Origin of the sequence: Leptospira johnsonii, from assembly GCF_003112675.1 — a bacterium.
Lineage (GTDB): Bacteria > Spirochaetota > Leptospiria > Leptospirales > Leptospiraceae > Leptospira_B > Leptospira_B johnsonii.
The window spans coordinates 35,131-48,065 of the sequence record NZ_BFAY01000011.1; the positions used below are offsets into that span (position 1 = coordinate 35,131).

Sequence of the window (12,935 nt, forward strand, 5' to 3'; positions counted from 1 at the left end):
ATAAAACCGACTGCGACTACCACTGTTGATTAGTGCTATCCCAATGCCGAGGAGCCAACCAAAGCGCTTCGGCAATTGCAAATAATCGTTTCGAATCGGATTTAAAAATACCCGTCATGACCTTGAACGCTCTTGACATCTTTTGCAACCGCCAGCTCACTACAGTATAGTTTTCTCCGATCTTAGGACGCTCTATGATCTTGCCGCGTATTTTGCTTAACACAATTAATTGAGGCTCATCTAAAACAGCTGAGAATCCTCCAGGACAATCCAAAGCTCCCCAGATCACCGCATCTCTGACAAAACCATTTTGGGATGAAAGTGTTTCGTCAGGAAGCCAATGTCCCACCATAAGGTTTTCAAATCCGTTTTGCTGCGGAGCCGGGCCGACAAATATTCTCATTCCGTCGTTTACTTCTCGTTTTGGACCACACACAAAACATGTGGGAAACGGATGAGTCGTAAATCCCGGATAAGAGGCGGAGATCTTCTTTGCTTCTTCCAAATCAGGAACGACGGGCAATTTATATTCTGAAAATTCCTCGTCCGCTATCGATTTCAGAGTTGCTAGGATTTTCTTTGAGCTGTCGTAAATTGTTCCTCTTTGTCCTTTTTCGGATTCCATAAGAATCGATGTCTCGACAGGAGTCGGATTCAGAAGACGTATTTCGGCAGCGTCACTTTCTACCGCTTCCACCAAAATACCGGCAGTAAAACCGCCATTGCCTGTTTTTGGCGGGCCGCAGAATCTTTTCGGCAATATCATATTATCAATTTTCATACTTTCTTCTCCGATTTAATCTTTTGTTTCAGCGAGAAAAAAGGCCAAAACATAGGAACCTCACGTTTATATTGCAGATACTTATCGCCGAAAGTTTGGACCAAATCTCTTTCTTCAAACAATGTTCCAATGATAATATAAAGCGACATACCTGCAGAAAGAATGAAATGATCTAGATCCATCGTCGGAGTGCTCCATAAGACCAAGATCATTCCGAACATCATCGGATGACGCACCAACTTATAAAGTGAAGGTGTAGCGAACTCAGAATTGTTTGATTCGGTTTTTAAAAGAAAATTCCAGGGTTGTTTTAATCCGAAAAGTTGGAAGTGATCGATCAAAAAAGTGGAAACGACCGCCACAATAAGTCCTATTAAAAAAATAGAATAGACTGCATACATTCCGTAAATACTTTTAATATTCCATATTTCGAATTGGATCGACTGCCAAAGACATGAGAGGACAATCAAAGTTACGCTGGCAATGAAAACATAGACACTCCTCTCGATCGGCAAAGGTATTATTTTGCGACAATACTCTTTAAAACCTGCTCTTGCCATGACGCTATGGGGAATGCCGAACAATGCAATTAATGCAATGTCTAAACCAATCGACCCAATCAACCCAATTCGAAATTCAAATGAGATGGGCTCAATAAATTGAGTGAAATCAATTAGGCGGAAAACAAAAATCACCATAGCGAAAAGATAGACCATGTAAGAAATCAGCGCGAATATTAAATAAGTAACTCTCGCAAATGTATTAGATATAGACAAATTCCCTCCAAAAATGCTTGGTATTCAAAGCTTTTTAAAAATTCTCAACTAAGCTAAGAAACTGGAAATCTCCACTGTAAATAATAAATTATAGAAATTCATTTGCTGATGCGATTATTGCTTGGCATTCCAAGTATTTTTCACTAAACCATCTCTGAATAAAAACTGAAACTTTTGCTCTTTAGCAATTTGTTTCTCGTAAAAATAATTTTGGATTTGAGATATGTTAAAAGGAGAATAGGAATAGAATGAAACAAGATAGACTATTAGTCCTAATTACAGTATTACGAGACCAAATCCTGGATGAACTGAAAAAAGATTATTCTCGTTTCGGAATGACTCACATAACTCCTGCGATGGGCGCAGTTCTTTGTGCCCTTAAAGGGGAACGTCCCCAATCTATGAAAGAGATAGCAAAACAAATCCTTAGAGACCAGTCTACCATCACTCCATTAGTGCAAAAACTGGTCGATTTAGATCTCGCAATCCAAGAACGTTCTTCTCAGGACGCAAGAGAGTCTCTGGTGCGATTAACGATGTCTGGCAAAAACGCACGTTTGAAAATTATCCGCGCAGGCAGAAAAATGAATGCTCGTTTGTACAAAGGTATGTCAACTATTGATCGAAAACATCTGATTTCACTATTGGCCCAACTAAAAAAGTAAACAAAACCCTCAGTATCCATATGATTCCGACGGGCTTCCAATGAGCCTCATCTCAGAATCCGTCTGTCCTCGTCCGACTCAGATATCTGTCCTGTTTTTTCTATTAGAAATTTGGTGTCCGTAGGTCTTCTTTGCACATACTTTAGGCCAAGCTCTCCCGCCTTAGTATATTTTTTGCCGGAAGAATATTCCAAAGCCAGCCTTCTACATTCTTGAACGGAAACCGTCTTTTGGATCCTATTCTTTTTTTCAGGATTTGTATCTTTGAGCAAAATTTCAGTAGATGCTAAACTTTTCTTAGGTGCCTCAATTCGTAGCAGAGAAAGATCGTCTGTAATTTCTCCTTCTTTTTGGATCAATTCGTAAGTGAGATCCAAGTCGCCTTTTGCTCTTCCTACAATTTCTAAAAATCTAGAATCGTCAGGATCTATCTCAGATTAGGTCTATTTTCCACGATCAAGTAAACGATCAGATGAGCGAGTAATACCCCGTAAAACCTACACCGAAGCGTTTGCTACATAGATCAATATTTCATTTCTAATATAAGCTAAAATTAAGTGAAATGCTATGTTTGGTCCAAGGCAGACCGAATACAGGAAAGGATCTCGGTACCTAAATACGGTTTTTGAATAAAATAACTTACTCCGAAATCTTTTAAGGAAAGTTTCAACTCCGGCTCCATAAATCCGCTCGCTAAAAGAATTTTTACGGAACTATGAATGGCTCTGATCCTCTTGATGACTTCTCCTCCTCCAAACTTTGGCAGTCCTAGATCGGTCAGCACCAATTGGATTTGAGAATGTCTCAAAAGAAATTGTTCCACACCGTCTTCTCCATCTGCAGCCAAATATACTTTGTATCCTTTGGATCTTAAAAGATCTGCCAACATATCTCGGAGAAGCTCTTCGTCTTCGATGACAAGTATACTTTCCTGACCTCCTAAAGACTCCGATTCTGAATAAACAGGCTTTATATTCATTTCCGATCTTTCTTTTGGAACAGGCAGGTATACTAAGAATGTAGTTCCTTTTCCTAATTCTGATTCAACTTCCATCCAACCTTTGTGATTTTCGATCACACTATAAGCCAACGCAAGCCCAAGTCCAGTTCCCTTACCTACATCTTTAGTTGTGAAGAATGGTTCAAAAATCCTTTGTTTTGTTTTTTCGCTCATTCCACTTCCTGAATCGGAGATCCGAAGTATTACATATTTTTCAGCAAGGCTCTTAGAGTATCCTATCTTTAAATTTTCCGCATTCGTTAAGAATGTTTCCATGTTCAGGACGCCGCCGTCTTGCATAGCGTCCCTTGCATTCACACACAAATTCAGCAAAACCTGATGGATTTGATTGGCGTCCACTTGCAGCAACGGAAGGTTTTCCTGAAAGTCTGTAAAAAGCCTAATATTTTTAGGGAATGTCTGGGAAATCAATTTACTGATTTCTAATATGATATCATTTATTTGTGTAGGTTCTAGATTGAATTCTGTTTTTCTGGCGAATGTCAGAAGTTGTCTGACAAGGGAAGCTCCTCTTTGAGTAGCCAAATGTAATGCGGAGATATGTTGGGAAAATTTTTCAGGATTGTTCCTACTAATCTCTATCACCGAGGTATGACCCATAATAATAGAGAGTATATTATTAAAATCGTGAGCGATCCCGCTTGCCAAGGTGCCTAAACTCTCCAGTTTTTGCGCCTGAATGAGCTGTTCTTCTAGTTCAGCCCTTTTTTTCTCTACTTCCTTTAGTTGGGCTTCTTTTAATTTATTCTCAGTGATATCTTCTGCGACCCCTGCGACTCGAATGGTTTCTCCCTTTTCGTTCTTAACAGGAAACGCCTTGTCTCTTATCCATCTGATCTCTCCGTCCGGACGAACGATCCTGTATTCTTCTCTATATTCTCCAGTAACTTGTCGGGACTTTGCATTATTAAATACCCTGTCTCTATCGTCTGGATGGATTGATTCCAACCAAGAGATCGGATTTTCAAACAAACTTTCCCTGGATCTTCCCCAAATCTGTTCGTATCCTTGGCTGATATATACCATCTCATTTTTGGAAAGACTGGTCATCCAAAACACCTCGTGGATAGCGTCCGTTAGTTCCTTGAATAATTCTTCACCCTCGCGGTTCAGCCTTTCGGCCCTTCTTCTTTCCTCTATTTCGTAACCTAACTCTTCACTTCTCTTTCTGAGTTCGAAATTTTTTTCCTCTAATTTCTCTACTAATCTGTGATTGTATTGTCGAAGAGGTGCAGAGTCCATTACCAATCTTTTAACATTACGATCCGATCTAGGAGTCTCCACTAGTCTGGTTACTGTTTCTTCTAATAATTTCAGACCGGCAGGCTTTTTTAAGAATGCGTCCGCCCCCAGATCAAAAGAAAGTTTTTCATCTGATTCGGAAGTATAAGTAGCAGTATATATGATAATCGGAATGTCTTTGAACTTTTCGCTCTGTCTTACTTGAGAACAGAATTGGTATCCGTCCATTTGAGGCATTAAGATATCGGAAATGATCAGATCCACTTTCGCATTTTCCAAGATCTCCAAAGCTTCTAGTCCATTCGAAGCAGTGTAAATTTTTCTAGAGTCGTTCTCCAACTGAGCAGAAATTAATTTCCGATTTTGATAACTGTCGTCTACGACTAGAATGTGCATATAATATATGTCCGAAAAAGACCGTGTATCGTTAAGAGACGAAAAAAATCCCTTGGATCATGGGCCTATTCCCTTGATAAAACCACTAATTTGTTTCGTAAATTTCCTGGTATCGATTGGTTTTGTAATATAACCGTCGCAACCTGCTCCATAAGCTTTTTGAGCGTCTCCTTTCATAGCAAAAGCGGTAACTGCTATGATCGGTATACTTTTCGTATTCTCTCTTTCTTTTAACTGTCGAGTAAGCGTAAGTCCGTCCACACCAGGCAATTCTATATCCATTAAGATCAGATCCAAAGGAAAATTCTCAATGATCTGTAGCGCCTCTTCTGCGTTTCCTGCTTTTAAAACTTCATACTGATCCAACTCCAATAATTCGCAAATCAATTTGAGATTTACGATATTATCATCCACTACCAAAACCTTAGGAGGCATATTTATTTACCATTGGAGACCTTTCTAGGAAGTATTATAGTAAAAACGGATCCTTTTCCCAACTCACTTTCTACGGTAATTGTTCCGTTCATCAATTCCACGATCCTTTTGGTCAAGGCAAGCCCTAACCCCGTTCCTTGGAATTGCCGATTGGCCCCGCTGTCAATTTGTTGGAATTCCTCAAAAATCCTGGTTAGATCATTTTCTCCTATACCGATCCCTTCGTCTTCGAATCTCATTCTGATGGTATCCTTATCTCCCGCCTCCATATTCACTCTGATATTTCCGCTTTCATTACTAAATTTTACTGCATTGGATAAAAGATTGTATAAGATCTGTTTTATTTTTTGAGGATCCAAGGTCACCAAGTCAATGGAGTCCTCTACTTTGATCGAAAAATTGATCTTTTTCTTTCTCAATAATGGACGAATGATGGAAGAAACCTCTTTGATCGCTGCGGCTAAGGAGAATGTTTCTAAAAATAATTCCATCTTTCCAGATTCTACCTTGGCCAGATCAAGTACGTCATTAATCAATTTTAAGAGATGGTTCGCACTATTTAAGATATCCGTTAAATATTCTTTTTGTTTTTCGTTCAAAGATCCCGGTCTTTCATCAGAGAGTAATTCCGAAAAACCTATGATGCCATTCAATGGAGTCCTTAACTCATGGGACATGTTTGCCAAGAATTCACTTTTTAATCTAGCGGTTTCCTTCATTCTTTCATTCTGTTCTTCTAATGCGGCTCTTCTGAATTCTTCTTGTTGCTTTCTTTCCGTGATGTCGCGGATAGAGCTAGAAACCAACATACCTTCTTCCGTTTCCAAAGGACTTAAGCTGATCTCCACAGGGAATTCCAATCCGTTTTTTTTAAGTCCATATAGTTCGAGTCCGCTTCCCATCCCTCTGACTTTTGGATCCTTAAAAAAGCCTATCCTGTTTTTCGGATGATTCGCCCTAAATCTTTCAGGGACTAAAACTTCTACGGGTCTGTGTAATAATTCTTCTCTGGGGTATCCGAATAATTTTTCTGCTTGGGAATTGATCAGTACTATATCTCCTTCCCGATTCACGATCACGACTGCGTCAGGCGCGGATTCTAACAACCCTCTGAACTTTGCTTCTGCCTTGATCCTTTCTCGAATGTCACGGATGGCACTCAATACCAATGTTGCTTCTTCCGTATGATAGGGACTTAAGCTGATCTCTACCGGGAATTCGGTTCCGTTTGACTTCCTACCGAAAAGTTCCGAGCCCACTCCCATGGATCTGGTTCTTGGTTGAGTAAAATAATGATCACGATGAGAAATATGGTTTTTTCTGAATCTATCTGGAAGAAGGATCTCTATTGGCTGTCCCAAAAGTTCCTCTCTTTTGTAATCGAACATTCTAAGCGCCTGCTCGTTCACAAACACGATACTTCCGGATTCGTTTACCATTACGATAGAATCAGGCAAAGATTCCAGAAGACCTTTAAATTTGGATTCGATCAGCTTTGCATCCTTTAAGGCCTTTTCTAATGTGATTTCTTTTTCCGCGGGAGTCGTCATATTATATAATAAATTCGTATATTAGAGACGGGTAGGATACTTGGAAAAAATTCCCAAGGCAAGCGCATTTCAAAAGATTAATATTGGAAAAAAATTATTATCCGCTCGTACAAGAAAACGAAGGAATTCGCAAAAGGTTTAGGATGTTCTAAAAGATCGGATCAGGCCGGATTTAATTTATCTACCCAGAGAGGTCGGCTTCCTACGATCTCGGTACCTACCTTAAAAAGTAGGATATATCGTCCTTCTTTGGGAAAAACTGCGTGAGGTATTGGGATCCCGATTTCTACGGGTTCAGATCCGTTATTGACTCGAATATTTCCTCCGACACCTATCACTTTTTCACCTGTATCGGCGTGTTCTAATTCTAAAGAAAATTCATGGTCTCCCGAGGAAAGATTTGTGACACATACATAGATTCCCCAGGGAGGAAAGACAACAGGGAATTGTCCGGAATAGAACTTAGTAAAAGTTCCTATGATCCCTTTTTTCCCGTTGTCTTCCGAGATGACCCGATCCGCAAACACTAATGCTAATAGGACAGGCTCCCCCACGTTATTCGACACCTAAGATCAGACCGAATAAGCGTCTGAAACCAGTTGCTCCTGCTCTTGAGTGTGGACTTTCATATGCCCTGCAGCAGGGCTTGCGGATTCTTTTCTTCCGGCGTATTTGAGTTTTGTTCCGTTAGGAAGAAGATCCTCGAATCTATCTCTTACAAAAGTCCAAGCTCCTTGGTTTTTAGGCTCTTCTTGGCACCAAACAAAAGTTTTAGCGTTTTTGTAAGTTTTAAGGACTTCCTCCTGGATCTCTTTTGCAGGGAAAGGATATACCTGTTCCACTCGGATAAGAGCGGTGTTTTGCACCTTATTCTCTTCTCTATATTTTAGAAGATCATAATATACTTTTCCGAAGCTGAAGATTACCTTCTCCACCTTATCAGCCTTGATCTCGGTCTTGTCCGGAAGAACTTCCCTAAACGCTCCTTTTAACAGGTCGTCTATCGGAGAAAGCGCTCCAGGGAAACGTAACAAAGACTTAGGAGTGAAAATGATCAGAGGTTTACGGAAATTACGCAATATCTGCCTACGTAGCAAATGGAAATACTGAGCAGCATTCGTACAGTTTGCCACTTGCATATTATTGTCCGCACATAGTTGCAGGAATCTTTCTATCCTACCGGAACTATGTTCTGGTCCTTGTCCTTCATATCCGTGAGGAAGAAGGACCACAAGACCGGACATCCTCTGCCATTTCACTTCCGAACTGGAAAGGAATTGGTCAAAGATTACCTGAGTATTGTTTGCGAAATCGCCGAACTGAGCTTCCCAAAGTACGAGTGCGCTCGGGTCAGAAAGAGAATAACCGTATTCGAAACCTAAAACGGAAAACTCAGACAAGGAAGAGTTCACTACTTCTGCCTTCGCTTGTTTTTCCGAGATATGATTTAGACCTACGTATTTTGCTCCTGAGTTGATATCAACAAGAACCGCATGTCTATGAGAGAATGTTCCACGCTGGCTGTCCTGGCCGGAAAGACGAACTCTAAATCCGTTTTCCAATATCGAACCAAAAGAGAGCGCTTCCGCCATTCCGTAATCCAAAGAAACTTTTCCTTCTGCCATTTCTTTACGGCTTTGGAGAAGTTTTACTAGTTTAGGATTCGGAGTAAAACCATCAGGAACGGTAGTGATCGCTTTTACGATACGATCAATTTGTTCAGCAAGAAGAGAAGTAGCAGTGCCGCTATCCAGAGGTTCTTTGGAATATTTCGCCCAAACTCCCTGCATTGTATCCACTTTCATCTTGATATCTTGCTCTTTTGCTCTTTGAAAAGAATCTTCCAAACCTTGAGCGGAACCGTTTTTGATGAAGTCCAATTCTTCCGCGGAGATATCTCCGTCGTTTATCAACTTTTTCTCATATAATTGAGCTGTAGGAAGATGGTTCTTGATGATGGAATACATCTTAGGTTGAGTGAATGCAGGCTCATCCGTTTCATTATGGCCCAATCTGCGGTAACAGATCAGATCTATAATAAAGTCTTTTTTGAATTTCTGGCGGTATTCCATTCCGAGTTTAGTCACTCGGTATACTGCTTCCGGATCGTCGCCGTTTACGTGAACGATTGGGATCTGGTAACCTTTAGCAAGGTCAGTTGCGTATAACGTGGATCTGGATTCATTCGGCAAAGTGGTAAATCCGATCTGGTTATTGATCACTATATGGAAAGTTCCGCCGGTGGTATAACCGTCTAGGTTCATGAGGTTGATGGTTTCTGCCACCACTCCCTGTCCTGCGAACGCCGCATCTCCATGAATAGTGATCGGCATAAATTTAGAACGATCTGCATCTCCATATTGTTCTTGGCGAGCTCGAACGGAACCTGTAACAACCGGGTTCACCGCTTCCAAGTGGCTAGGGTTGAATGCGAGGGAAAGTTTTACTTCTTTTCCACTCGAAGTCATTTTGCTATTAGAATATCCTAAGTGATACTTAACGTCCGCATAACTTCCGGCGCTTTTGTCTGCCTTCTCTTCGAATTCAGCGAATACTAAAGAAGCAGGTTTTTCGATCACGTTTACGAGCACGTTCAAACGTCCTCTATGCGCCATACCGATCACGAGTCCGTCCATTTTGAAACGTCCGGCTTCCTCTACGATGGTGTCCAGCATAGGGATCATACTTTCTCCCCCTTCTAAGGAGAAACGTTTTTTACCTACGTATTTCTTAGCTAAGAATGTTTCCAAATGATCCGCTTGGAATAATTTTTCGAACAATCTCAGACGTATACTTTTAGGAAGAGGCGCATGATATTCCGCAGACTCGATCTGATGTTGGAGCCACTCTCTTTCTTCGTCATTTACCAGATAATATTGCTCGTAACCTACTGTGCTGCAGTATGCTTTTTCGAACCAAGCCACAACATCTTTCAGTTTAGCACGACCCAGAGAAGGATTCTGTGTGTCGACTACCGTATCTAAGTCCGCAGGAGTTAAATTTCCTAATTTGGATTCGATGAACTTACGATTCGGTTGAGAAATCCCCAGAGGATCTACGTTAGCAGCTAAGTGCCCCTGTCTACGATACGCGTTCAACAGGTTGATGATCCCCATCTCTCTGATGGATCCTGCCTGAGCATCCGTGAAAGAAGTAGCAACTGCAGATTTGCCGTTGCCATTTCCGTTCCCGTTGGATCCGTTTTGAGGATATACTCCGTTAGTCTCTACTTCTTGAAAGAATAGAGACCATTCCTTGTCCAAAGAGTTCGGATCCTTCTTAAACTTTTCGTAAAGTTCTTCGAGTAATGCCCCATTCTCTCCGTATAATGCCATCAATTGTTCGATTTTCATGATCGGATCTCCCCTAAGCGTGAATTGCCCACTTGTCTACGGCCATGGCGGCCTCTTTTACGACTTCGGACAATGTAGGATGCGCGTGGAAAGAACGAGCTATATCTTCCGCAGAAGCACCGAACTCTACCGCAACCGCAAGCTCAGCGATCATATCCGAAGCTCTAGGCCCGAACACAAACGCTCCCAATACCTTATCCGTTTTTTTATCTGCTAAAATTTTGACTTGGCCTTCCGCTTCGTTCATAGCCTTAGCTCTTGCATTCGGCTTGAATAATGACTTGCCTACTTTGTATTCTACACCCGCGCTTTTGAGTTCTTCTTCGCCTTTTCCGACCCAAGCCATTTCCGGCCAGGTATAGATAATGCTTGGAACCGCAGCGTAATTAACGTGTCCGGATTGACCTGCGAGTAATTCCGCAAGTGCAACACCTTCTTCTTCCGCTTTATGAGCAAGCATAGGTCCGTCGATCACGTCTCCAATCGCGTAGATGCCGGCCGCACTGGTTTGGAAATGAGAATCTACCTTGATCCTTTTTCTTTCCGTTAATTGGACCCCAGCTGCTTCTAATCCGATCCCATCGATAAACGGTTTACGGCCGACTGCTACAAGCACAACGTCCGCATCCAGTTCGGATTCTTTTCCGTCAGGCGCGGCAATCTTTACTTTAGCACCTGATTTGGAAGCAGTCGCTCCTAATACTTTATGTTCGAATAAGAAATTAAAACCTTGGGACTCTAAACTTCTTTGCAATAAGCTGCCGAAAGAACGGTCTACAGTAGGTAGAAGTCCTGGCAGGAGTTCCACCACTGTGACTTCTGCCCCGAGTCTTCCCCAAACGGAACCGAGCTCCAAGCCGATCACACCCGCACCAATCACTACCAGTTTTTTAGGTACCGATCTTAGATCAATTGCATGGTCGGAAGTGATGATCGTCTTTCCGTCCACAGGAAGACCAGGAATATCTATTGGAACAGAACCCGTCGCTAAAACGATATGTTTTGCACTTAAAACTTCTTTTTTGCCGTCAGCTAAGGCGACTTCTACCTGACCACCGCCGAGCAATTTACCAAAACCCTCATAACGAGTGATCTTGTTCTTTTTCATCAAGTAGTCCACGCCATCTGTGACTTCTTTGACGATGGTGTTCTTGCGCTCCATGAGTTTGTTTAGATCCAGAGTGACTTTTCCCACTCCAATCCCATGGACATCTGTCTTATGTAAAACCTTATGATATTCTTCAGAAGAATCCAAAAGCGCTTTGGAAGGAATACAACCAACGTTCAAGCAGGTTCCTCCCAAGGTTTTTCTTTTTTCGATAATCCCGGTTTTGAACCCGAGTTGAGCCGCTCGGATCGCGCCCACATAACCTCCGGGTCCCGATCCGATCACTAATACGTCGTATTGTTCCGCCATACTTATTAGACTTCCTTAAACTTCTAAAAGAAGGCGGGTCGGATCTTCGATCGCTTCTTTTACCTTCACTAGGAAAGTAACCGCTTCTTTTCCATCTACAACCCTATGATCATAAGAAAGGGCAACATACATCATAGGTCGGATCACGATCTGATCGTTCACTACCACAGCACGTTTTACAATATTATGAAGTCCTAAAATTCCACTTTGAGGTGGGTTTAATATAGGAGTAGACATCATGGAACCGTAAATTCCCCCGTTGGAAATGGTGAATGTACCACCTTCCATATCGGAAAGATCTATTTTCCCATCCTTCACCTTATTAGCGAGGCGAGCAATTTCGGATTCAACCTGAGCAAAACTTAAGAGATCCGCGTCACGAACAATCGGAACTACCAGACCTTTTGGACCTCCAACAGCCACACCGATATCGAAGTAGTTTTTATAAACCAAATCAGTACCGCGAATTTCTGCGTTGATTGCAGGAACAAATTTTAAAGCTCCGATCACTGCCTTGGTAAAGAAGCTCATAAATCCTAAATTGATATTATGTGCGTCTTTGAACTTGTCCTTGTATTTAGCACGAAGGTCCATGACCGCACTCATATCCACTTCGTTAAAAGTAGTCAGTAGAGCTGCGTTATGCTGAGCTGCAACCAAACGATTTGCGATCGTCTGGCGAAGTTTAGTCATAGGAACAACGTTTTCTCTCGGAAGATTACTACGAGAAGCAGCCGGAACCGCTTTAGGAATTTCAGGAGAAGGAGCAGATTTTGCTGCAACAGGCGCCGCGGAAACCGCAGCAGCGGGTTGTGCTGACTGTTTATTTGCAATTGCATTTAACACGTCTTCTTTAGTGATCTGTCCGTTCTTACCGGAACCAGAAATAGAAGCAGGATTTAATCCGTTATCATCTATCAGTTTGCGAACAGCAGGGGGAAGTGTATCGTTCTGCGTTGCGCTGGTCGTGTTAGTTGGTGCTGTATTCGTTGAGGAAGGAGTGCTGGAAGTAGGAGTGCTTTTTGCGGAGGCAGAAGGGTCAATGATTCCGATCACTTCTTTGATCTTGACCGTCTCCCCCGGTTTCTTGTTAATTTTTTGGAGAACACCCGCCGAGGGGGCCGGTACCTCCATGGTCACCTTGTCGGTTTCCAATTCCACCAGGACCTCGTCCTGTTCTACTCGTTCGCCTTCTTTTTTTACCCAGTTTGCTATTGTTGCTTCCGTAATGGATTCACCCATTTCGGGAACCTTGATCTCTATCGACATCTTGATCCTACGGAGGTCGGTGTATACGTC

General features: G+C 42.0%; 11 protein-coding genes. 1 reads left to right on the forward strand and 10 read right to left on the reverse strand.

All coding sequences use genetic code 11. The features are described 5' to 3' along the window. Positions 1-16 precede the first annotated feature (16 nt). Positions 17-781, reverse strand: a complete 765-nt coding sequence (locus LPTSP_RS08975; protein WP_108928473.1) for a hypothetical protein — start codon at positions 779-781, stop codon at positions 17-19. Continuing rightward, positions 778-1,557 carry a methyltransferase family protein gene (locus LPTSP_RS08980; protein ID WP_245915529.1) on the reverse strand — a complete coding sequence of 260 codons (780 nt, stop codon included), beginning with the start codon at positions 1,555-1,557 and terminating at the stop codon, positions 778-780. Before LPTSP_RS08980 ends, LPTSP_RS08975 begins: the two co-directional genes overlap by 4 nt. 248 nt (positions 1,558-1,805) lie before the next feature. On the opposite strand from LPTSP_RS08980, the gene LPTSP_RS08985 reads away from it, so the two are divergent. Next, positions 1,806-2,222, forward strand: coding sequence for a MarR family winged helix-turn-helix transcriptional regulator (locus tag LPTSP_RS08985; RefSeq protein ID WP_108928475.1), 417 nt, complete (start codon positions 1,806-1,808; stop codon positions 2,220-2,222). A 47-nt stretch (positions 2,223-2,269) separates the two neighbouring features. On the opposite strand, the gene LPTSP_RS08990 is transcribed toward LPTSP_RS08985, so the two are convergent. The 8 genes from LPTSP_RS08990 to odhB form a co-directional block, all read right to left on the reverse strand. After that, entirely contained in the window at positions 2,270-2,599 is a 330-nt protein-coding gene (locus tag LPTSP_RS08990; RefSeq protein WP_108928476.1) for a hypothetical protein, read from the reverse strand. A gap of 188 nt (positions 2,600-2,787) precedes the next feature. Further along, complete coding sequence (locus LPTSP_RS08995; protein WP_108928477.1) at positions 2,788-4,881, reverse strand: ATP-binding response regulator; 2,094 nt, start codon at positions 4,879-4,881, stop codon at positions 2,788-2,790. A 57-nt stretch (positions 4,882-4,938) separates the two neighbouring features. Continuing rightward, a complete protein-coding gene (locus LPTSP_RS09000; protein ID WP_108928478.1) occupies positions 4,939-5,316 on the reverse strand; it encodes a response regulator in 378 nt (125 codons plus the stop codon). Between the two features lie 2 nt (positions 5,317-5,318). Then, complete coding sequence (locus LPTSP_RS09005; protein ID WP_108928479.1) at positions 5,319-6,866, reverse strand: PAS domain S-box protein; 1,548 nt, start codon at positions 6,864-6,866, stop codon at positions 5,319-5,321. A gap of 161 nt (positions 6,867-7,027) precedes the next feature. Then, positions 7,028-7,420, reverse strand: a complete 393-nt coding sequence (locus tag LPTSP_RS09010; RefSeq protein WP_108928480.1) for a DUF6941 family protein — start codon at positions 7,418-7,420, stop codon at positions 7,028-7,030. Between the two features lie 18 nt (positions 7,421-7,438). Further along, on the reverse strand, positions 7,439-10,219 hold the full coding sequence (locus tag LPTSP_RS09015; protein ID WP_108928481.1) for a 2-oxoglutarate dehydrogenase E1 component: 2,781 nt from the start codon (positions 10,217-10,219) through the stop codon (positions 7,439-7,441). Between the two features lie 13 nt (positions 10,220-10,232). Next, positions 10,233-11,636: a dihydrolipoyl dehydrogenase gene (gene lpdA, locus LPTSP_RS09020; protein ID WP_108928482.1), complete on the reverse strand. Its 1,404-nt coding sequence runs from the start codon at positions 11,634-11,636 to the stop codon at positions 10,233-10,235. Between the two features lie 15 nt (positions 11,637-11,651). Further along, positions 11,652-12,905, reverse strand: coding sequence for a 2-oxoglutarate dehydrogenase complex dihydrolipoyllysine-residue succinyltransferase (gene odhB / locus LPTSP_RS09025; protein WP_167396453.1), 1,254 nt, complete (start codon positions 12,903-12,905; stop codon positions 11,652-11,654). Positions 12,906-12,935: the final 30 nt, after the last annotated feature.